Below are 22965 nucleotides of genomic sequence, written 5' to 3' on the forward strand. Positions count from 1 at the left end.
ACATCTTAGACATGATTCCAGCTGGATTCAAGATAGATAAGACCATTTAATCAAACGTTTGATTAATAAAAAAAAGGTGCCGCATCCGGGCACCTTTTTTCATTTATCCGATACAGCTTCCACTGGTACGGCATTATAGTATTCTTCCAAAGTAATCTTCGCTTCAAAGATTTCAGTTGCGGTATCGACACCAACATAGCGGATATGCCAGGGTTCGTATTTATAACCTGTGATGTTTTCCTTGCCTTCAGGGTAGCGGATGATAAATCCGTATTCATGTGCATGTTCAGCAAGCCAGGCCGCTTCATTCGTATCACCGAAGCAGTCTTGGGCAGCGCATGCCCCATCGTGGGTCGTGACATCAATCGCCAAGCCAGTTTCATGCTCGCTTGTCCCAGGCATTGCACTGTAGGTTTTCGCTTTTTCTTCCCCGTCCTTAGCCACATAGTTATTGAAGACCTCGATCTGTCTTTGGTGAGAGCGGTAAGCGGAAACGCCGGCAAAGTGCATATTCTCTTTTTCGGCAGCTTGGAACATTAATTCAAGAGCCTTTCCCGCTTCTTCGCGCATCATTCTTTTTTCGATTTTATCTTCAAAGATGAAATCCACATTTGGGTAGATAAGGTCAGCAGGTTTGTAATCTTCAGGCAGGCTGTATTGTTTATTGACAAGAACAGGTATGCTTTCCGGATGGGCTAACGTCTGAAGGCCAGCTTGTCCGGGTTTGGCCGTTTCATCAACTGCCACCTGGCGCTGGGCCGATTCTTTTGAATCAGTATTCTTGTCGGTCTCAGTCTCCTTCTCAGTCTCCTGGGAGCTCGGTTGTTCTTCTTTCTGCTCTTTTTTATTCTCGCTTGTCAGGTCGGATGAACAGCCTGCCATCAGAATGAAAGATGATAGAGCGGTTGCTGCAAATATAGGTTTTAACATATGAAAGGCCCCTTGCTTTTAATATAAGATTTCCAATAAAAGTAGTTTTGAAAAATTATCGTGATAAGTAATCCCTTGTTAATTCACTTTGATATTTATCAAGAAATAAGCCAATCCAGACGACCATCAATAAAAATGGATAATCGTTACGGATTGCGGTTTCCACGACGGGATCAGACCAAAAGCTGGAAAGGAAACCGGATGACTTCCTGATTGTCTCGAATGTGACAAGGGCGTGAAGCGATAACCAAAGGATCGTAAGGGTATTGGTCCCGAACCCAATGACCGCCGCTATGACGCTCAGCAAGGCGGCTGCTGCCCCGATCAGGAGGACATTGAAGCTTGATTGGAAAAAGTCGATACCGCTATTGGAAAGTCCATTATAAATAATAGCAGTAAAATAAACGGTTGTCGTGATATATGCAGCAAATAATAAGTATCGATTTCCGTGATACTTTGCCAGCAGCAATAAAAGCGGTGATAGGATGATTAATAGGACGCTGATGAAATTGCTTCCGCCTGTCCATAAAGAATAGCCGGCAACTGCCGAGAATAGGATGGTCAGGAGATCAAGAATCCGCAGTATGGACTTAAACATGTTGACACCTCTTCCTCTATTTATGCAAATTATCTCAAAATTTGATTCAAAAAGAAATAAATGGCTATGGGTTTTTAGGAATTCTTACCATCATAGTATAACAAAGATTGTGGATATTTATTGGGTGTGGTAAAGTTAAAGTAATTGTTTATTGGTTCTTCAGGAGGTGTAATTGCATGCATGCATTTCTCATAACGCTTTTAGTGATTGTCAGTATCGCCCTCATTGTGACGGTATTGCTTCAATCAGGTAAGAGTGCAGGTTTATCAGGTGCGATTGCCGGCGGTGCTGAGCAGTTATTCGGAAAGCAAAAGGCACGCGGTTTGGACCTGGTTTTACATCGTGCGACAATAGTATTGGCGATTCTATTCTTTGCTTTAACTTTACTTGTTGCATACTTTGATGTGTAATGGATCAAAAATGAGTCTAGCTAAATAGCTGGGCTTTTTTCTTTGCACAATAGTTGGATGAATAGATATAGTGATTTTAGTACTTAATTATAGGATAGGGATTTTTAAAAATTCTATTTACTGATAAAGGAGTTTAAGGTCATGAAAATCAAGCTGCAGCAGCCCTTTACTTTTGAAGGCGGAAAAAGGGCTGTCTTACTTTTACATGGATTCACGGGGAATTCAGCGGATGTACGGATGCTGGGCCGTTACTTGGAGAAACAGGGATACACCTGCCATGCCCCGCACTATGAAGGACATGGCGTTCCCCCAGAGGAGCTGGTGAAAACAGGTCCGGAAGATTGGTGGAAAGATGTCATGATGGGCTACGATTTCCTGAAAAGCAAAGGCCATGAAGAAATTGCTGTTGCCGGTCTCTCATTAGGAGGCGTATTTTCTCTTAAATTAGGTTACACTGTACCTATAAAGGGTATCGTATCAATGTGTGCGCCTATGTATATCAAAAGTGAAGAAATGATGTTTAAAGGAGTATTGGAGTACGCCAGAGAATTTAAGAAGTATGAAGGAAAAACTCAAGAGCAAATAGAGCTTGAAATGGACCTCCTTGCCGATAAACCGATGAATACATTGAAAGCCCTTCAGGAATTGATAACGGATGTACGGGAGCACGTCGATCTTATTTACGCTCCGACATTTGTCGTGCAGGGCCGGCATGATGATGTTATCAATCCAAAAAGTGCCGATATTATTATTGATTCCATTGAATCACCGGTCAAAAAAATCAAGTGGTATGAAGAATCCGGTCATGTCATAACCCTTGATAAAGAAAAAGACGAGCTGCATGAAGATGTATTGGAATTTTTAGAAAGCCTGGATTGGTCCGAATAACAAAAATATACCCTGAATAGGAGGGTTTTCATGGAAGATAACATTCAAGAACATATTAATAAGCTTCTGACATACATGACGGATGAAGCGTATAAGCCGTTAACGGTACAAGAACTGGAAGAGGCTTTGAAAATCGAAGACTCGGCAGATTTCAAGAATTTCGTTAAGGCTTTAGTAAAGATGGAAGAAAAGGGATTGGTGGTCAGGACGAGAAGCAATCGTTACGGCCTGCCGCAAAAAATGAATCTGTTCCGCGGTAAATTAACGGGGCACGCAAAGGGGTTTGCCTTTGTCACACCTGAAGACAACCCGGGAATGGATGATATTTTCATTCCGCCAAATGAAACGGGCACAGCGATGCATGGAGATGTCGTCATGGTACGGGTATCTTCGGAAACATCGGGCTCAAGGCAAGAAGGCACGGTCATCAGAATACTTGAACGCGGAATTACACAAGTGGTCGGTACATACTCCGAAAGTAAAAGTTTTGGTTTCGTCATCCCTGATGATAAAAAGATCGCAAACGATATCTTCATTCCACAGCATGCTTCACATGGAGCGGTAGAGGGACATAAGGTTGTCGTCAAGCTTACTTCTTATCCTGAAGGACGCATAAGTGCCGAAGGTGAAGTCATCGAGATTCTTGGCCATAAAAATGATCCTGGTGTGGATATTCTTTCCGTGATCCATAAGTACGGTTTGCCGATGGAGTTCCCGGATGACGTCATGGAGCAGGCCAATGCCGTTTCCGATACCATTCAAGAAAGTGAAATCGGCAACCGCAGGGACTTGCGTAATGATGTTTTGGTCACGATTGATGGAGCGGATGCAAAGGATCTGGATGATGCCGTCACTGTTTCCAAGCTTGAAAATGGCCATTACAAGCTGGGCGTTCATATTGCTGATGTCAGTCATTACGTGAAGGAAGGATCTCCAATCGATAAGGAAGCCCTGGAAAGAGGGACGAGCGTGTATTTGGTGGACAGGGTCATCCCGATGATCCCGCATCGTTTATCGAATGGCATTTGTTCCTTGAACCCACAAGTCGATCGTTTTACACTCTCATGTGAAATGGAAATCACGCCAGATGGCAAGGTTGTCAACCATGACATTTTTGAAAGTGTCATCAAGACGACGGAACGTATGACATATGGCAATGTGAATAAAATCCTTGTCGATAAAGATGAAGAACAGCTTGAACGCTATGAAGCGCTGGTGCCGATGTTCCAGGACATGGAGAAGCTAGCGGCCATCCTTCGCAAGAACCGGATGAACCGCGGAGCGATCGACTTTGATTTCAATGAAGCGAGAGTCATCGTTGATGAAGAGGGCCATCCGACTGATGTGGTTTTACGTGAAAGGTCGGTTGCGGAAAAGCTGATTGAAGAGTTCATGCTTGCAGCCAATGAAACCGTTGCTGAGCATTTCCACCGTCTTGACGTGCCGTTCATTTACCGTATTCATGAAGATCCCAAGCCGGAAAAACTGCAGCGTTTCTTCGAATTCATTACGAACTTCGGATACATTGTAAGGGGATCGGCCAATGACGTCCATCCTAAGGCGTTACAGGAAATCATTGAGGCGGTTGCCGGTAAGCCGGAAGAAACGGTCATATCCACCGTCATGCTTCGTTCCATGCAACAGGCGAAATATGATCCGGAGAGCTTAGGCCACTTTGGTTTATCTGCTGAGTTTTATACACATTTCACATCGCCGATTCGCCGTTATCCGGATTTGATCGTGCACAGGTTGATCAGGACCTACTTGGTGGAAGGTAAACTGGATGAAGCCACGAAGGAGAAGTGGAATGCCAATTTACCTGAGATTGCCGATCATACATCGAAACGTGAGCGTCGCTCAGTCGATGCCGAGCGGGAAACGGATGATCTGAAAAAAGCGGAATATATGCTGGATAAAATCGGCGAAGAATATACCGGAATCATTGGTTCAGTCACGAATTTCGGGATGTTCGTCGAGCTGCCGAACACGATTGAAGGACTTGTCCATGTCAGCTTCATGACGGATGATTATTATCGCTTCGATGAGCGTCAGCTAGCAATGATCGGGGAACGTACCGGTAATGTATTCCGGATTGGCGATGAGATCGACGTACGTGTTTCCAACGTCAATAAAGAGGAACGCGCCATCGATTTTGAAATTATCGGAATGAAGGTAAGCCGTCCGCGTCCATCCGGCGAGAAGAAAATATTCAAAGCCAATTCAGGTGAACGCAAACGCGGCCGAGGCGCCAATGGAGGACGTAATGAAGGAAAAGGCGGCGGCCGTAATGGAGATTCTCCTTCTGCTGGAAGAAAACCGAAAAAGAAGAAGAAATTCTTTGAAAATGCGCCAGCTGCCAAGCGCAAGAGAAAACCTAAAAAGAGATAAAGATTGAGGCGGGGGATGATTTTTTCATCCTCTCGCCGCGATTGGATGTAAAAAGGGGAGAGTTAGATGCCAAAAGGCTCAGGTAAACAACTAGCACAAAATAAAAAAGCGTATCATGATTTCTTTATTGAACAAACGTTTGAAGCGGGAATCGTTTTAAAAGGGACCGAAATCAAAGCAATCCGTGCGGCCCGGGTGAATTTGAAGGATGCCTTCGCTAAAATAGAAAATGGCGAAATTTATCTTCATAATATGCACGTCAGCCCTTATGAGCAGGGAAACCAGTTTAACCATGACCCGTTGCGGACCCGGAAGCTTCTTTTGCATAAGAAAGAAATCAGTAAACTTATCGGGGAGACCAAGGTAACAGGTTACACCATCGTCCCGTTGAAAATGTATTTGAAGAATGGCTTTGCCAAAGTTTTAATCGGACTTGGAAAAGGGAAGAAACAATATGACAAGCGTGATGACCTGAAGAAGAAGGAAGCTAAGCGTGATATTGAACGTGCTTTCCGTGATCGTCAGAAGATGTAGAACTGCCAAGACCTTACAATTGATTTTTTGAACCAATCTGTTATAATTAATCCTGTACCGATGACAATTGAATATCAGCCAACTTGCTGACTATTCTTCTCTCGTACGCTCCATTTATATCATGGGGACGTTACGGATTCGACAGGGATAGTTCGAGCTTAAGTTGCGAGTCGAGGGGATCGGCCTCGTTAAAACGTCAACGCCTATAACTGGCAAACAAAACAACAACCTAGCTTTCGCTGCTTAATAACAGTCGATAGCTGTTCCTCCCTCCATGGCCCACGTGGTAGGGTAAGGGACTCACTCTAAGTGGGATACGCCGGAATCCACCGTCTGAGGATGAAGGAAGAGACCAATCAGACTAGCTGCTCTGCCGCCTGTCGATAGGCTAATGAGTTCGCGAAATGCGAATATATCGACTACACTCGTAGAAGCTTAAGTGCCGTTATGTCTGGACGTGGGTTCGACTCCCACCGTCTCCACCAATACATATATTGGTGGTTTTTTATTTGGTCGTTTTTGTCGAAAAATCGATAAATCGAATAATTCGCAGATATATCTCCATTTTCGAAGATATATTCCCGATATCGCAGATAAACTGTACAATTTCCATCTTTTGCTGTAGAATCCTTTTGGAGAAATAGGATTGGAGCGATGAAATTGATTGTAAAAAAGCGAAAAGTTCCTCTTGCCATCCGCAAATTACGTGCATTAGCGTGCAGGCTTCCTCCGAATCACCCTAAAGTTCCCTTAATCATGAATGATCTCAAAAAAAGGGAAGCGGGCTATAAAGGGGAATGTTCGATTGATTTTCCATTAAGCTTTCTTGAACCGAAAAACTATTTAATCTTCCACGATTTAAGGCTGCAGGATCAATCCCGATTTTTTCAGCTGGATACCTTATTAATCTCCAAGAAATTTGCACTTATCATTGAAGTGAAGAACATGGCAGGGTCGCTTTATTTCGATCCTCATTTCAATCAGCTCATTCGAACGATAGAAGGAAAAGAAACGGCCTTTCCAGATCCCAATCATGATCATGCAAGTCAGCCGCCAGGAATCACAATTGACCAATTGGTTCTTGAAAAACAGTTTTCCCTCACTGCCCATCCTTTCATTGATTGTCATCAGTAATCCCCAAACAATCATCCGTACAGCTCCTGAAAACCATAAACTCCACTATAAAGTTATCCATCGCGATGCACTTCCCGCTAAAATTAATCAAATGGAGCATTCCATAACAGAACCCAGTTTTAGTGAAAAACATTTGAAGAAAGCAGTCCGTGTAATGAATAAACACCATATCGATGCGGACTTTTCCATCCTGGGACGATACAATCTTACTGAAAAGGACCTGATACAAGGGGTGATATGTGAGAATTGCAAGGGCAGTCAGCTATTTAGAAGGCATGGCACATGGCTTTGCAATCAATGCCAACAATCCAGTAAAACAGCACATATCCATGCTTTACGAGATTATTTTTATCTAATTGGCTCGACTATAACGAATCGGCAGTTGAGGGATTTTTTAAGCATTTCCTCTTCTTCCAGTGCAACACGGATTTTGCAATCATTGAATCTGACAAGCAGCGGCGTGAATAAGGGAAGGGTGTACAGACTGAATTTTGATGAGTGACTATATATATTCACATCAACATTTTGGGAATTTTTTTCTTCTTCATTGATTAAATCCTCCAATCCAACGCTGCACTTTCTGCAGTTTTGCAGCAACTAAGCCCTATGATAGAACAAAGACTCAAAAGAAACTTCTCTTGAGTCTTTGTTCCGTTTCTATTCTTTTAATTCCTTGCCCATTCCCTTGAGGAAGTGAACGCCAAAGCCGATTGCCCGGTTTATGTCTGGGTCATTCAATGTTTTCATTAATTCCAGAACGCCGATCTTCTTTTCGGCCTGAAGGAATTTGTTTCCTTCATCGATTCCTGCAAGTGCACTGTTCAGCAGTTTCGTGGATTGTGCGGCATCGGCGTTCATCAAGGCTCCTGTGGCTCCCATAAGGGTATTGATCAGGTTTGTTACAGGTTGCCTTGTGATTTGTTGAAGTGCGATTTTCGCAATTTGTTCTTTTCCTTGAAGCATGGAGGTCGCGGCTTCGAATACTCCCGAGTCATTCAGTTCATTGACGATTTTAAACATATTGTTCAAGGCATCTTCATTATCGGTGATCAGCGTTTTCAGTTCTTCCATTTTTTGTATCTTTATTTCTTCCTCAGTAATGGGATTATGGATTTCCGTTATAGGAGCTGCCATGATCTTCACCCTCCTTGTTTATTTATCCGTTAAGTGAACATACCCTGGACGGGCCCACTTACGTTCAACCTCGACACCATTTTGAGGATGACGTTTTTTGTTCCGTGGATTGGTACCCGGTAATGGAATGTCTCCGCTTGCGCTTAATACCTCCATGCGGACCATCGTCTGTTTGTAAGCAGGCGTGCTTGTGCGCCGATCATAGATGGGACCGGTCAGGAAGTTAATGGAAGAGTCTTTATCGACGGAGTTCATCGGTAAAAATAGCTCATTATTTTTAACGCGGTCTGTAATCAATGCTTTTAATTTAACGGCCCCGAATGGAGACACTAAGCGAACGAGTCCGCCATCACTGACTTTACGCTCTTTGGCAAGTTCTGGTGAAACCTCGACGAAAATATCAGGTACCTTCGATTGGATTCCATTGGACTTGTTCGTCATATTGCCTTCATGGAAATGCTCCAGCATGCGTCCATTATTGATATGAAGGTCATATTCTTCCGGGAATTTATGAGGTTCCACCCAGTCAGCCAGTGCAAAGCGCGCTTTTTTATCAGGGAAGTTGAAGCCATCCACATAAAGAAGCGGCGTGCTTGATCCATCATGGCTCCCCCAGAGGAAGCTGTTCCATCCTTCCAGCACTTCGTAATTCGCTTGGCTGAATATCGGTGAAAGGCTTGCCATCTCGTCATAGATTTCACTAGGATGAGAGTAGTTCCAATTCGCACCTAAGCGGTTGGCGATTTCTTGAGTGATTTCCCAGTCCGCCTTAGAATCTCCCATAGTGGGAAGGGCTTTATATAATCGCTGTACACGGCGCTCCGTATTGGTGAACGTTCCGTCTTTTTCAAGAGATGGAGCTCCGGGCAATACCACGTCGGCATATTGGGCTGTCCTTGAAAGGAAAATATCCTGGACAACAAAGAAGTCCAATCCCGATAACACTTTATCAACATGGTTGGCATCCGCGTCAACAAGTGCCATATCTTCACCTACAAGATACATCGCCTTCATGTCGCCTTTTTCTATCGCTTTAAGCATTTCAATATTGTTCAAGCCTGGTTGGCCAGCGATTTTCACTCCATAAGCTTTTTCGAATTTAGCACGTGCCGCGTCATCGGTAACATGCTGATATCCCGGAAGCCATGTTGGAAGGGTACCCATATCGCAAGCGCCCTGTACATTGTTATGGCCGCGAAGCGGATAGGCTCCCGCTCCTGGGCGGCGGTAGTTGCCCGTAGCCAATAGCAGGTTGGAGATTGCCGCCGAAGTATCGGAAGCACCGGTGTTTTGGGTAACGCCCATTCCCCAAAGAATGCACGTTCCGTCTGCATCGCGAATGGTCTCAGCGATTTGGATCAATGTTTCTCTTGAAATGCCTGTGTGTGTTTCTGCATATTCCAGGGTATATTTCTCAAGCACTTCTTTATAATCGTCGAAGAAGTTAACATTTTCATTGATGAATTCTTGATCATGCCAGCCTTGATCGATCAAATATTTTGTAACCGCCATCAACCAGACTTGGTCCGTTCCTTGTTTTGGGCTGATATGGATGTCGGAACGTTCGGCCATTTCGTTTTTGCGGATGTCAGCTACAATCAGTTTTTGTCCGTGAAGCTTATGTGCCCGTTTAACGCGTGTCGCCAGCACGGGATGGCCTTCTGCCGGGTTGGCCCCAACGATGATGACAAGTCCTGCTGCGGCGATATCCTTGATCGTACCAGCATCTCCGCCCATGCCTACTGTACGGAACAGTCCGTCTGTTGCCGGGGATTGACAGTAACGGGAGCAGTTGTCGACGTTATTCGTTTCGAACATTTGCCGTGCCAGTTTTTGAATGACATAGTTTTCTTCATTCGTGATCTTGGATGAGGAAATGAAGCCTACTGAATTTCCGCCGTATTGCTGTTTGATCGAACCCAGTCTGGACGCAACCAAATCAAGTGCTTCATCCCAGCTTGATTCAACGAATCTTCCGTTTTTCCGAATCAGGGGCTTTGTCAAACGTTCTTCCGAGTTTACGAAGTCCCAACCGAATTTCCCTTTGACACATGTGGATATCGCATTGACAGGCGCTTCATGAGTAGGTTGGACTTTAAGGATTTTACGGCCTTTTGTCCAGACTTCGAATGTGCATCCTACCCCACAGAACGTACAGACCGTTTTTGTCTTCTTCGTCCGTGTCTCCCGCATTGCCGCTTCAATCTCCGAAATGGCAAAAATCCCGCTGTATCCAGGTTCCACTTCTTTGACAAGGTCTATCATCGGTTCCAGCATATCGTTTTTCAAGCCTGACATGAAACCAGCTTCGCCAAGCATCGATTTTTCCATTAATGCATTACAGGGACAAATCGTTACACACTGTCCGCAGCCTACACAAGATGAGTTATTGATTTCCGTTCCTTCATCCCATATTACCCGAGGGCGTTCTGCTTCCCAGTCGATGGACAGCGTCTCGTTGACCTGAAGGTTTTGGCACACTTCAACACATTGCCCGCATGCGATGCATTGATTGGCATCATAGCGGTAAAATGGATGGGACATATCGACGGCGCCCAATTCCACTTTTGGTGTGTAGGGATATTTTTGGTGTTCAATTTCCATTAATTCTGCCGTGTTATGCAGCTTGCAATTTCCGTTATTATTATCACATACAGTACAGTATAAAGAATGGTTTTCCAGGATTCGGTCCATGGCCTCGGTTTGGGCTTCTTTTGCCTTGCTTGAGTCCAAGGCTATATCCATGCCGCCCACTGCTTTTGTCGAACATGACCGGACGAGTTTCCCATTAACTTCGACGATGCATGTGTCGCATGTTTGGATCGGGTCCACCTCGGGAACATAACAAATCTGTGGATGGGCCATCTCATTTTGGTTGATGACCTCAAGTATTGTCGCACCTTCATTAGCGGTATAAGCCTTCCCGTTGATTGTGATGGTGATGTTCGAATCGCTCATTATATTTCCCCCTTTTTATAGCCAAAAAGACGCAAAAAAACCACCATGATTACACCTCAGTCTCTGAACGGAAATGTAGGTCATGGTGGAATAGTTTAATAGCAAAGCTTGCCAATATACCAATCCATACCATATTGGATCATATTAAAGAAAGATAGGGCACAACAGTACACTATTATGCTCCCAACTTTCATCATTGATATTATACCTTTTATCTTGAAAAGAAACAATCCTGGAAAGAGGGTATCATTCCCAAATTCCTTTCGTTTTTCTTCGCGTTGATTTATGATAAGAAAATTGAGAACTTAATTTTCTTGAAATGGAGTGACGCAACGATGTCAAAAGTTATCCATGAATTCAATGATATGATTCGTAAGCTGCGCAAGGAACTATTCGGTAAAGGACCAGAACGTATACACACGGTTTTCGTGGAAAATATGGCCGTTTCTACGTTATATGGAAATTTGACTCCTACGGAAATGTTCATATCAAGATCGGAGGAAGGAAGGGATATGGTCCATTCTGCACGAACCAAAATGGTTCAGGATGTTTATTCGGAGAGTCCTCCTGATGGAATGGAAGATCTGGTTGGAGCTAAACTGCTCCATTTGTTTTCAGACATTAAAATCAAAGAGAACATAGCGATTTCCGTATTCGTATTTGATAAGAATATAGCGGACAAACTCAACGGGCATTGACCATGTTCCTTAACATTTGGTCAATTGGCTCCTGGATAGTAAAAGGAGTGGGAACATGAAAGCGATTGAAATCAAGAGGGACATCATCCGGATAACCAAAGGTAACATCGAGCGGACGGAAGATGCGATCGTAACGGAGTATCCCGTTACTGTCAAAATAAATGGCCAGGAATTCGTCACGATGGTTTGTACACCGGAATACATCGAGGATATGGTGACTGGTTATTTGGCTTCGGAAGGCATCATCAAAAAATATGATGAGATAAAAGAAATCTGGGTCCAGGAAAAAGAAGGCTTTGTTCATGTGAAGACGGATAAAGTGAATCCCTACTTCCAGGACTTTCAAAATAAGCGGTATATTACATCATGCTGCGGAATGAGCAGACAAGGTTTCGTCTTTGTAAATGATGCATTGACTGCCAAGAAAATGGATGATGTTTCGGTGAAACTGACTCCTGAGGACTGCTTCCGCTTGATGAAGGATTTACAAAATTCTGCTGTCACCTTCCAGAACACGGGCGGAGTCCACAATGCCGCTTTATGTGATGCCGGCGGCCTCGTATTAAGCAGGATGGACATCGGAAGGCATAATGCCTTGGACAAAATATACGGGCATTGCTTGAAAAATGGCATTTCGATGGAAGGGAAGGCCATCGTGTTCAGCGGCAGGATTTCATCGGAAATTCTTTTGAAAGTGGCGAAAATCGGCTGTGAACTGATACTCTCGAAGTCCGCTCCAACAGAATTGGCTTTGGAGTTGGCTGAAGGATTGGGAATCACGACGGTCGGGTTCATTCGCAATGAATCGCTGAATATCTACACATGTCCTGAAAGGATTCTATTGAATGACTGAGCATCCTTCGCTGGAAGGATGCTTATCGGAAAGTACAGGCGGTTTGGCCTGGGCTTTTTTGTATTTGTAAAAGGATATATCAAGCAGGCCTTTTATGGTACAGTTTTTATAAAACATTCAAGGGAATTCGTATCGGGGGAAGAGGTATGAACGAAAGGGATTGGCATATTTTAAAAGTGTTGCATGAACACAGGAATATTACTAAAACGGCGCAAAGTTTATATATCTCGCAACCTTCTTTAACGAAAAGGATTCAACAAATGGAGAAGGAATTCAATCTGAAGATTGTGGAGCGGGGAACTAGGGGAGTGCAGTTCACCCCTCAAGGTGAATATTTGGCCATCTGTGCAGATGAGATGCTGATCAGGCTCCGGCAGATAAAAGAGACAGCGTTCAATATGGGGCAGGAGATCAGTGGAACATTACGGCTGGGTGTTTCCAACTATATTACGCTGCATAAGTTGCCAGGCCTGCTGAAAATATTTCGCGAGCGATTTCCTAAAGTGGATTTCCATGTGACAACTGGCTGGAGTAAAGAAGTGCTGAACCTCATTTATAAGGAAGAAGTGCATGTCGGGATTGTTCGGGGGGACTATCAATGGTCAGGATCAAGGCATCATCTTTTTGAGGAAACGATTTGTATTGCTTCCAAGGAAGAAATCGATGTCCGGAACCTGCCTTTCCTGCCGAGGATCGATTATGGGACAGATGCCCTTTTGAAGACAATGATCGATAATTGGTGGAGAGACAATTTTTCCGGGCCTCCTTTGGTGGGGATGGAAGTGGACAAAGGGGATACATGCAAGGAAATGGTCAAGAATGGCCTGGGATATGGCATCCTCCCCAGTGTTTTATTGGAGAAAGACCAAAACCTCCGTCAAATGGACCTTAAGGACAAGCAAGGTAATCCCCTTATCAGGAATACATGGATGTTATATCATGAAAAGTCGCTGGAATTAAAACTGGTCAAAGAGTTTGTCGAATTCGTCAAAGGCGTCGATTTCATGAGGGATATTTAACGAGAAGCGCAGAAACCTCTGTGCTTTTTTATCATTCCTTTTTTGAATGGATAACGATAATTTATTGGTATTTTAATTATGGCCATCCCGGCATTATGATAGATGGGAGATGTAAATCATCAGGAATTTGCCTAAGGAATGGAGAGGAAGTTAAGTGAGTGTCCTGTTTTTGATCGTATTGAATGTCATTGTACCGGTTTTTTTCCTTATAGGGGCGGGGGCCATTCTGCATCGTAAATTCAAGTTGGATATGAATACGCTCTCTAAATTGAATCACTTCCTGCTCATGCCCGCCATTAGCTTTGTCAATATCTATCAAAGCAAATTGGGCGGGGGGATGATCGTCCAGATATTCAGCTTCCTTGCTCTTCAAGCAGTAAGTCTCATCATCGTGAGTACAGTGGTAGCTAAACTAGCCAGGTTTGACCAAAGTCTTTCGGCCACGTTTAAAAATAGTGTAGTCCTGAATAACTCGGCCAATTTCGGGTTACCTGTCAGTCAGATGGTTTTTAATGGTAATCCCCTTGGCCTGTCGATCCAAGTCATCGTGATCATTTTTCAGAATCTGTTGACCTATACCTATGGATTGATGAATTCGGTTTCCGTCCATACAAAAAGTGCAAAGGGTGCCATTCGCGAGTTCTTGAAGAACCCCGTCATTTATGCATTATTGCTTGGTTTAATATTACAGGCAGCTTCTTTCGAAATCCCTCTGTTCTTATGGACCCCGATTGATAATATCGCGAGTGCCTTCATTGCCATTGCATTGATTACATTGGGTGCACAGAGTGCCTATTTGAAAATAACGCATTTCCCGCTTCCTCTGATCCTTAGCTTGGCGGGGCGGTTAATACTCTCGCCATCCATCGCTTTCCTGATCATTCTCATGCTGGGCCTGGAAGGGACTGTCGCCCAAGGGTTGTTTATCGCAAGCTCATTTCCCACATCAAGAAACAGCGCATTATTCGCTTTGGAATATGATAACCATCCGGAGTATGCGGCACAGGCGGTTTTGATGTCGACTTTATTCAGCAGCATAACGGTAACGATGGTCGTATATCTATCAAAAATACTATTCTAGCAGGGCTGCTCAAACTTCAGTTTAAAGTGTTTGTAAAATCGAACCGCGCTTCCCGCGGGCAGTCCCCCCTCGGCGTTCTTTACGCCTGCGGGGTGTCCCTAGGACACGCTTTTCCTGCAGGAGTCTCAATCGCTTTGTTTTATTTAGATAGAACCCCTTTTGTCTGCAAACAGGGACTGCTCTGAAGGAGCAGTCTTTTCCCTTTTTCCTGCGATAAAACTTTATGAACATTATGAGGGTTTTGGAATTTATGCATTTTAGTTGGGTAATCATTGAAAGCGAAGATATTTTTGTAGAATTAAGAAAACGCTTTCAAAGGGGGATTACGATGTTTTCTCGTAAAAAGATTTCAGCGGTACTATTGGCAGGTTCGTTAGCTTTAAGTTTAGGTGCATGCAGCAGTTCGGATACATCAGGAGAAAAGAAAGAAAGTACAGGCTATCCGAAAAAAGCGATAACGGTCGTTGCTCCATCGGGCGCAGGCGGTGGATGGGATTTAACCGCCCGTTCATTTACAAAGGTCTTGAGTGAGACAAAACTGGTGAACCAGCCATTGACCGTCGAAAACAAACCCGGCGGCGGGGGCGCTGTCTTCATGGCGGACTATGCAACACAGCAAGCGGATAATAATGACATGCTGTTCGTTAATTCACCGCCTGTCATCATCAATAACCTTAAAAAAGAAGGCAATAGTCCTTATGGATATAAAAATACGACACCTTTGGCGCAGCTGACAAAGGATTATGGGGCGATAGTGGTAAAGGCGGATTCTGAATTCAAGGATTTGAAATCAGTGCTGGAAGCGGTGAAGAAAGATCCGCGTAAGCTGACCTTTGCAGGGGGATCTGCACCGGGATCCATGGATCATTTGATTTCCATTCTTCCAGCCTATGAATATGGCTTGAATCCAACCGAACTTAAATACGTTTCTTACGACGGTGGCGGGGAAGCGATTACGGCATTGCTTGGCGGAAATGCGGATGTGATCGGAACGGATGCATCCAGTGTCAGGGAATTTTTAAAAGCAGGAAAGATTAGAGTGTTGGCCGTAACCTCGAATGAACGTTTAGGTGGGGATCTTAAAGACATACCTACGGCAAAGGAACAAGGGGTCGATGCTGAATTCACGATTTGGAGAGGCGTTTTTGGACCGCAGAATATGTCTGGTGAAGCGAAAGCCTTTTGGGACGGAACCATTGAGAAGCTAGTTGAAACTTCTGAATGGAAAAAGGAAGTGGAAGTGCAGGGATGGGAACAAGAATACAAAAATAGTGAAGAATTCAGCAAGTTTTTAGTAGAACAGGAGAAACAGGTGCAGCAATTATTGAAAGCTTTAGGCATGGAAAAATAATCGAGAAGAAGGGGGTGCTTTCACCTTCTTCTTATTTTCTGAAATGGGGGGATTGTGATGGATGTTAAATTTGATCGCTTTGCTTCTGCAGCCTTTCTGGCTGTCGGAGTGCTGTTTATGATAGGAAGCAGGAAACTGGCCAGTTCTTCATATGGAAGTTCGGTAGGACCGGACATTTTCCCTTTTGTATTGGGGCTCGTTCTTTCTCTTTTAAGTATTCGCCTGTTCTATGAGGCATTTCGGGGCAAGGGGCAGGAATCACGTAAAGAAAAGCTTCAATATAAACCATTTATCATCATTCTTCTCTCCACCTTGATTTATATTTTGACAATGGAAACGATAGGATACGTCATTACGACCTTTCTGTTTTTGTTTGTTTGCTTTCAAACGATGGAACGGAATAAGTGGGTGAATTCGCTCATCATTTCCGCAGGTTTTTCCGGAATCATCTATTATTTATTCGTGAATGTGTTAAAGGGAACATTGCCGGGTTGGCCAATCTGGTTTTCATAAAAGGAAGGGGGATGTGAAGTGGGCACTTTTGATTATTTAATGCATGGATTTGAAACGGCACTAACTTGGTATAACATACTATTTGCGTTTGTCGGGGTATTGATCGGTACGGCGGTCGGCGTTTTGCCGGGGATCGGGCCGATGAGCGGTGTGGCTCTTTTAATACCGGTAACCGCTTCGATTACAGGTGGCCTTCCTCCAGAGCAAGCAGCAACAAGCGCCATCATTTTACTTGCAGGTGTTTATTATGGAGCGATGTATGGAGGATCGACAACTTCAATCCTATTGAATACACCTGGCGAATCTTCTTCTGTCGTCACCACATTGGATGGCTACCAAATGGCCAAGAAGGGAAGAGCCGGGAGTGCTTTATCCATTTCGGCGATCGGTTCCTTCGTCGGTGGGATCGTCACCCTTATCGCCATGATTGCCTTGGCTCAGCCATTATCGACGATTGCCATTAAATTCGGTCCCGCGGAATATTTTTCACTCATGCTTCTAGGGTTGGCGGCAGTCAGCGGCCTTGCGGGAAAATCCGTAACCAAAGCACTGATCATGACGGTTTGCGGTTTGCTGATCGGGACGATAGGCATTGATAATGTTTCCGGGATCGCCCGTTTTACATTCGACATTCCTTGGCTGTATCAAGGGGTCGAATTCCTGACGATAGCTGTTGGTCTATTCGCCCTTGGGGAAGTATTCAAGACAATCTTGGAAAAGGACGAGGGTGATGGGGAAATTGCAAAGATCAATAATTTGATTCCTTCCAAAGAGGAATTCAAGGAATCTGCGGGGCCGATTGCGAGGGGATCGCTCTTAGGTTTCTTTGTAGGAATCCTGCCGGGTGCCGGGGCCACTCTAGCTTCCTTCTTCTCATACCTTATGGAAAAACGGATTTCAAAAAAACCTGGGAGATTCGGTACAGGGGCGATCGCTGGTGTGGCTGGTCCTGAAACGGCCAATAACGCGGCTTCTGGCGGAGCGATGATTCCATTATTGACGCTGGGAATTCCGGGTTCCGGTACAACGGCGATTTTAATGGGTGCGCTCATGATGTACAATGTTCAGCCAGGTCCATTATTATTCGAGGACCATCCTCAGGTGGCTTGGGGACTTATCGCCAGTATGTTCATCGGGAATCTGATGCTCCTCATCCTTAATCTCCCGCTCGTTAAGGTTTTTGCGAAAATCATTGAAACGCCAAAGAAATATTTGATTCCGATCATTATCGCGATTTCCATTTTTGGTGTTTATGCGGTACAAGTATCGACTTATGATTTATTGCTATTACTAGGGTGCGGGATCTTGGGATACTTCTTAAGTAAAAATGATTATCCAATTGCCCCGTTGGTATTAGGACTGGTGTTAGGACCGATGATAGAAAACAATATGCGCAGGGCACTGACGATATCCGATGGGGATTACAGTTTGTTTTTCACTCGGCCGCTTTCGCTGACCTTCCTGATCGTAACGGCATTATGGCTGCTCATTCCGGTATTACTTAAGAAGAGAGGGAAGGATGTTGTCATCAATATTGAAGGTTAATCGATATTTTCTGAATGTTGCGAAATAACCCCTTTTTTAAAGGGGTTATTTTTTATATGATGTAATTAGGGGTGATTGAATGCGTTTACACACCAAGTTGATGCTGGGCATCTGTACGTTAATCATCTTAATGGGTGGAATCTTTGAAGTTATTTTCATAAATATCCTGGAAAATAACCTGAAGCAGGAAACGGGGGAAAAAGCATTGTCGGTTGCCCAGACCATTTCTTTGCTGCCTGAAATTAAACAAGCTTTTCGAACGGATCATCCTTCTGTAATCATCCAGCCCATCGCGGAAAGAATCCGCAGGCAGATCGATGCGGAATTCATAGTAATAGGAGATGAGAATGAAACACGGCTGTCTCATCCAAATCCCGACATGATCGGGAGGAAAATGGTAGGGGGAGACAACGCCGAGGTTTGGGATGGGAAATCCATCATCACGGAATCCACTGGAACATTGGGACCTTCCATAAGGGGGAAATCCCCGATAATCGCCAATGAAAAGGTCATTGGTGTCGTCTCCGTTGGCTACCTACAGGATGATATTGAAAAAGAAGTGTCCAGTATACAAAGAAAGATCGTCTTGATCATCTCTTTGATATTAATCGGCGGTTTGTTGGTGGCCTTTTTCATTTCATTCAATATAAAAAAGGCGATATTGGGTCTGGAGCCGAAAGAGATCGCCTGGATGTTTCAAGAGAAGCATGCCATTTTGGAATCCATTCATGAAGGCATCATTGCCATTGATGTTCATGGGAAGATCACGGTCGTCAATGAAACGGCGCATAAATTCCTTCATATCCCTAAAGACGTCATGCTTCGCGGACAAAAAATCGAAGAAGTCCTAACGCATACACATTTGCTTGATGTAGTAAGCACGGCACGGGCCGAATATGACCAGGAATTCATGATTGACGGTGAAGTTTTTTTGGCAAGCCGGATCCCCATTTTGAATGGACAGGGTGAAATCATCGGTGCAGTTGCGAGTTTGAGAAATAAATCGGAACTATCCAATCTCCTTCAAGAACTGTCACATGTTAAGGCGTATGCAGAAGGGCTGAGGGCCCAGACACATGAATATTCCAATCGGCTCTATACACTGCTAGGCTTGATCCAACTAGGTTCATATAAAGAAGCAATGGATTTCATATCGACGGAAGTCGATGTCACCCAAGGCTTCATTCACTTTCTGATGAAGGAAGTGCCCGATCCGATCATTGCGGGGTTCATCCTAGGGAAGGTGAGTTTAGCCAGCGAGCTGAAAATTGATTTTACCATCGATAGAGAAAGCAGTTTTAAAGATATTCCGTCCGAAATAGATCGCGATTTATTAGTGACGATCATTGGCAATCTCATCAATAATGCCTTCGAAGCTGTACGGGAAAACGAAAGGAAGGAAAAAAGGGTATCATTGTTCGTCACGGACTTGGGTAAAGAGTTGATCATGGAGGTCGAAGATAATGGAAAAGGGATGAGCTCAAATGTTACCGAACTGATTTTCCGGAACGGTTTTACGACGAAAAGCCATCAAACCAATTCGGGTATAGGTTTGAGCCTTGTTCAGGAAGCAATTGATGGATTAGGGGGATATATCACTTTTTCTACGAAAGAAGGGGAATATACGATTTTTACCGTAGCCATACCAAAAAACAGAGGGGGGATTAAATGATGGCCCATCGCGCTATAGAAGTTCTGATCGTCGAAGATGACCTTCGGATTGCCGAGATACAAAAGCTATTCATCGAAAAGCTTGAGGGGTTTCAAACGATCGGGATCGCATCAAGCTATGACGAGGCTAAAAGCTTCATTGAAATCATGCAGCCGGATCTATTGCTGCTCGATATGTATTTTCCGGATATGAATGGTCTAGATATCCTGAAAGAAATCAAGCAGCAAAGCAAACAAATGGATGTCATCATGATAACGGCGGCTAAAGAAATCGAAAAAGTCCAGGAAGCCATCAAGATCGGCATATTTGATTATATAATCAAGCCTGTCGCATTTGAACGTTTCAAGCAATCCTTATGCCGGTACCAAGAGTATCACATTAAACTGTCTGAATTGGAAAAGGGTAATTTTCCTGTAACGCAGCAACAGGTGGACAAGCTTTTGCGAAAGGAAATGAAAGAAAAAGAGAGGGAACAAACTTCACTGCCAAAAGGAATCGATCGGATGACTTTGGAGAAGGTGATGGTTGTGTTGGGGAAATCCTCCCTGGGGTTAACTGCAGAAATAGTGGCGAAGGAAATCGGGGTGAGCAGGACAACGGCAAGGCGGTATCTGGAGCACTTGATGTCAGAGGAAAAAATTGATGCCGATTTAACATATGGCACGGTAGGACGACCTGAACGGGTATATGCCATCAAGATATAATGGGTTCGCCAAAGGCGGATCTTTTTTTATTTGATCGAATAAATGCAGGCGATTTCTTGGAATTAGATTGATGGGGAATTCACGTTTTTTTTGCAGTTTAAAAATGATGAATGGGGAAAAAATACGTGTGAAAAGTTTTGATGCAGACAAGTATATGACAAGTGTCATGGCAGGGAATTGACGTTTATGACTATAGAAAATCGGTTATAATTCCTATACTTAAAGAAGAGATGTAAGCATAACCAATCCATTCCTATATATTATGAGGAGGAAATCATGAGTAATCATAATCATAATCAAAAACAATTGAGAAAAGATATTGCCCCTTTTGAAAAATCCAATACTAAATCAAGCGTGAAACAGCTCATAAATACATTTCCGCCATTTTTCCTGTTATGGTTTTTAGCTTATCAAAGCTTAACCATTTCATACTGGCTGACACTTGCATTGGCCGTTCTTGCTTCAGGATTCGTAGTCAGGATTTTCATCATTTTCCATGATTGCTGTCATCAATCGTTTTTCAAAAGCAGGAAAGCGAATAGCATCCTGGGGACAATCAGTGGGATCGTTACATTATTTCCGTATGAGCAATGGAAGCATAGCCACTCCATACATCATGCAACTAGCAGTAATTTAAACAAACGCGGTACAGGGGACATTTGGATCATGACCGTTGATGAATATATCGCCGCTTCATTCTGGGGGCGTCTTGCTTACCGTTTATATAGAAATCCGATCGTCATGTTTGGATTGGGTCCATTTTATCTATTTCTTATATCGAACCGCCTGAATAAAAAGGGCGCTAAAAAGAAAGAACGAATGAATACGTATTTGACAAATGCTGCAATCGTGGCCATTTATGGTCTTTTATGCTTGGCTATCGGATGGCAGGCATTCCTGATGATTCAGGTACCGATGCTTTTTGTAACGGGATCTCTGGGCATCTGGCTGTTTTATGTACAGCATCAGTTCGAAGATTCTTATTTCGAAGAGGAATCTGAATGGGATTACGTGAAGGCTGCCATTGATGGAAGTTCTTATTATAAACTCCCAAAGGTTTTGCAATGGGTAACTGGTAATATCGGTTTCCACCACGTGCATCATCTTAGTCCAAGAGTGCCAAACTATAACTTGGAAAAAGTCCATGAGTCCACCCTGCCATTGCAGCAGGCAACGACAATCACCCTTAGTTCAAGTTTAAGATCGCTTCGCTTCCGCCTTTATGATGGAGAAAACAAGACGTTTGTAAGTTTTAAAGAGATTAAGGAACGTCTAAATGAAACAAAATCCAAGGTGGAAATCAATAATAAACGTCCAAGTCTTCAAGAAAAATAAATAGTTCATTAAAAAACCATTCGATTCCCATTGGATGGTTTTTTGATGAAACTCATTAGTATATACTAGGATAAAAAGAAATAGAGGCGGCGCCATGCAAAGTTGGTATCATATCTTTCCGAAAAACACAGGGCTGAGCCCTTATGTCTGGATCATTTTTTGTATCCTTCCTTTTTATTTCATCTTCAAATCCTCTTCGATGCTGGAGATAGTCTTTGGAATCGTCATGATCATTTTGTTTTTCATATCATATGGTCTCTCATTCGTTTCGAAGGGATGGCCCGTATACGTGTGGACGGCGATACAAATAATCATTTCCATATCGATGACCATATTTTTCAGCTACATTTACTTTTCACTCTTTTTGGCATTCTTTATTGGGAATGTTCAAAATAAGGTTGGCTTTTTCGTATTATATTCAATCCAGCTATTGGCTACCATCGTGTCTGTCAATATAGGTTTCATCATGAAAGACCCTACCTTCTTTTCGCAATTTCCCTTTATGCTCATTTGTGTGGTAGGCGTGATCCTTCTCCCTTTCAACACGTATAATCGGAACAAACGGGGCATGCTGGAAGAACAATTGGAGGACGCCCATAAACGAATATCAGAGCTTGGCAAAATGGAAGAACGTCAGCGGATTGCCCGTGATTTACATGATACACTTGGACAAAAGCTGTCTTTGATTGGCTTGAAAAGTGACCTTGCAGGGAAATTGATCGATTTGAATCCGGAGACGGCCAAGAAGGAAATCAAGGATATCCGTCAAACGGCAAGGACGGCACTCAAGGAAGTACGTGAAATGGTGTCGGAAATGCGTGGGTCCAAGCTAAGCGATGAAATCATCCGGGTCAAGCAAATATTGAAAGCGGCAGAGATAGAATTCAAGTTGGAAGGCACCGTGGAATTGCGAGATACCCCATTGCTTGTAGAAACGGTTTTGAGCATGTGCCTGAAGGAAGCTGTGACCAATATCGTCAAACATAGCGGTGCCGACTGCTGTAATATCGTCATCGAAGAATTACAAACAGGAGTGACGATTACAGTACAGGATAATGGAGTGGGGCTTTCAAACCGATCAGAGTATATTAAAGGCAATGGACTTCAAGGAATGAAAGAAAGGCTGGAATTCGTTAATGGCAGCCTGGATATTCAATCAACAGAGGGAACGACACTTTATATAAGGGTTCCGAATGCTATAAAAAATAATGGATAGGTGG

General features: G+C 43.7%; 21 protein-coding genes and 1 other RNA gene. 18 read left to right on the forward strand and 4 right to left on the reverse strand.

Features of this window, described 5'->3' with window-relative positions; translation table 11 throughout:
• Positions 1-99 precede the first annotated feature (99 nt).
• A complete protein-coding gene (locus J7I96_RS07115) occupies positions 100-930 on the reverse strand; it encodes a M15 family metallopeptidase (RefSeq protein ID WP_214773020.1) in 831 nt (276 codons plus the stop codon).
• A gap of 55 nt (positions 931-985) precedes the next feature.
• Complete coding sequence (locus J7I96_RS07120) at positions 986-1528, reverse strand: hypothetical protein (RefSeq protein WP_214773021.1); 543 nt, start codon at positions 1526-1528, stop codon at positions 986-988.
• Positions 1529-1704: 176 nt separating this feature from the next.
• Here J7I96_RS07120 and secG point away from each other — a divergent pair, with 176 nt between their 5' ends.
• The 7 genes from secG (at position 1705) to J7I96_RS27955 (ending at position 7384) form a co-directional block, all read left to right on the forward strand.
• On the forward strand, positions 1705-1938 hold the full coding sequence (gene secG, locus J7I96_RS07125; RefSeq protein WP_034309999.1) for a preprotein translocase subunit SecG: 234 nt from the start codon (positions 1705-1707) through the stop codon (positions 1936-1938).
• A 141-nt stretch (positions 1939-2079) separates the two neighbouring features.
• Positions 2080-2826: an alpha/beta hydrolase gene (locus J7I96_RS07130; protein ID WP_048688071.1), complete on the forward strand. Its 747-nt coding sequence runs from the start codon at positions 2080-2082 to the stop codon at positions 2824-2826.
• Positions 2827-2856: 30 nt separating this feature from the next.
• Positions 2857-5214 carry a ribonuclease R gene (gene rnr / locus J7I96_RS07135; RefSeq protein ID WP_214773022.1) on the forward strand — a complete coding sequence of 786 codons (2358 nt, stop codon included), beginning with the start codon at positions 2857-2859 and terminating at the stop codon, positions 5212-5214.
• Between the two features lie 66 nt (positions 5215-5280).
• Positions 5281-5748 (forward strand): SsrA-binding protein SmpB, encoded by a 468-nt coding sequence (smpB, locus tag J7I96_RS07140; RefSeq protein WP_214773023.1) that lies wholly within the window; start codon positions 5281-5283, stop codon positions 5746-5748.
• Between the two features lie 123 nt (positions 5749-5871).
• Positions 5872-6233: a transfer-messenger RNA gene (gene ssrA, locus J7I96_RS07145) on the forward strand.
• Between the two features lie 169 nt (positions 6234-6402).
• Positions 6403-6882: a nuclease-related domain-containing protein gene (locus J7I96_RS27950; protein ID WP_251025345.1), complete on the forward strand. Its 480-nt coding sequence runs from the start codon at positions 6403-6405 to the stop codon at positions 6880-6882.
• Complete coding sequence (locus J7I96_RS27955) at positions 6815-7384, forward strand: hypothetical protein (protein WP_251029111.1); 570 nt, start codon at positions 6815-6817, stop codon at positions 7382-7384. The genes J7I96_RS27950 and J7I96_RS27955 overlap by 68 nt, the downstream gene beginning before the upstream one ends.
• 155 nt (positions 7385-7539) lie before the next feature.
• On the opposite strand, the gene J7I96_RS07155 is transcribed toward J7I96_RS27955, so the two are convergent.
• The gene (locus J7I96_RS07155) at positions 7540-8016 is read right to left on the reverse strand and encodes a helical membrane plugin domain-containing protein (protein WP_214773024.1); all 477 of its coding nucleotides are present in this window, start codon (positions 8014-8016) and stop codon (positions 7540-7542) included.
• Positions 8017-8034: 18 nt separating this feature from the next.
• Positions 8035-10974, reverse strand: coding sequence for a formate dehydrogenase subunit alpha (fdhF, locus tag J7I96_RS07160; RefSeq protein ID WP_251029112.1), 2940 nt, complete (start codon positions 10972-10974; stop codon positions 8035-8037).
• A gap of 335 nt (positions 10975-11309) precedes the next feature.
• Between fdhF and J7I96_RS07165 the strand changes: the two genes are divergently transcribed.
• The 11 genes from J7I96_RS07165 (at position 11310) to J7I96_RS07215 (ending at position 22961) form a co-directional block, all read left to right on the forward strand.
• Complete coding sequence (locus J7I96_RS07165) at positions 11310-11672, forward strand: Na-translocating system protein MpsC family protein (protein ID WP_048688083.1); 363 nt, start codon at positions 11310-11312, stop codon at positions 11670-11672.
• A 55-nt stretch (positions 11673-11727) separates the two neighbouring features.
• Positions 11728-12525 (forward strand): formate dehydrogenase accessory sulfurtransferase FdhD, encoded by a 798-nt coding sequence (gene fdhD, locus J7I96_RS07170; RefSeq protein WP_214773025.1) that lies wholly within the window; start codon positions 11728-11730, stop codon positions 12523-12525.
• A 146-nt stretch (positions 12526-12671) separates the two neighbouring features.
• Positions 12672-13544 carry a LysR family transcriptional regulator gene (locus J7I96_RS07175; protein WP_214773026.1) on the forward strand — a complete coding sequence of 291 codons (873 nt, stop codon included), beginning with the start codon at positions 12672-12674 and terminating at the stop codon, positions 13542-13544.
• 154 nt (positions 13545-13698) lie between these two features.
• The gene (locus J7I96_RS07180) at positions 13699-14625 is read left to right on the forward strand and encodes an AEC family transporter (RefSeq protein ID WP_095390834.1); all 927 of its coding nucleotides are present in this window, start codon (positions 13699-13701) and stop codon (positions 14623-14625) included.
• A gap of 328 nt (positions 14626-14953) precedes the next feature.
• Positions 14954-15976: a tripartite tricarboxylate transporter substrate binding protein gene (locus tag J7I96_RS07185; RefSeq protein WP_214773027.1), complete on the forward strand. Its 1023-nt coding sequence runs from the start codon at positions 14954-14956 to the stop codon at positions 15974-15976.
• A 57-nt stretch (positions 15977-16033) separates the two neighbouring features.
• Positions 16034-16489 (forward strand): tripartite tricarboxylate transporter TctB family protein, encoded by a 456-nt coding sequence (locus J7I96_RS07190; RefSeq protein WP_214773028.1) that lies wholly within the window; start codon positions 16034-16036, stop codon positions 16487-16489.
• An 18-nt stretch (positions 16490-16507) separates the two neighbouring features.
• On the forward strand, positions 16508-18034 hold the full coding sequence (locus tag J7I96_RS07195) for a tripartite tricarboxylate transporter permease (RefSeq protein ID WP_214773029.1): 1527 nt from the start codon (positions 16508-16510) through the stop codon (positions 18032-18034).
• A 79-nt stretch (positions 18035-18113) separates the two neighbouring features.
• Positions 18114-19706: an ATP-binding protein gene (locus tag J7I96_RS07200; protein WP_214773030.1), complete on the forward strand. Its 1593-nt coding sequence runs from the start codon at positions 18114-18116 to the stop codon at positions 19704-19706.
• Positions 19703-20410 (forward strand): response regulator, encoded by a 708-nt coding sequence (locus J7I96_RS07205; protein ID WP_214773031.1) that lies wholly within the window; start codon positions 19703-19705, stop codon positions 20408-20410. The genes J7I96_RS07200 and J7I96_RS07205 overlap by 4 nt, the downstream gene beginning before the upstream one ends.
• 276 nt (positions 20411-20686) lie before the next feature.
• Positions 20687-21745, forward strand: a complete 1059-nt coding sequence (gene desA, locus J7I96_RS07210; RefSeq protein ID WP_214773032.1) for a Delta(5) desaturase DesA — start codon at positions 20687-20689, stop codon at positions 21743-21745.
• 94 nt (positions 21746-21839) lie between these two features.
• Complete coding sequence (locus J7I96_RS07215) at positions 21840-22961, forward strand: sensor histidine kinase (protein ID WP_214773033.1); 1122 nt, start codon at positions 21840-21842, stop codon at positions 22959-22961.
• The last annotated feature ends 4 nt before the right edge of the window (positions 22962-22965 follow it).

Origin of the sequence: Bacillus sp. ISL-78 (genome assembly GCF_018613455.1) — a bacterium.
In the GTDB taxonomy this organism is placed as follows: domain Bacteria; phylum Bacillota; class Bacilli; order Bacillales; family DSM-1321; genus Peribacillus; species Peribacillus frigoritolerans.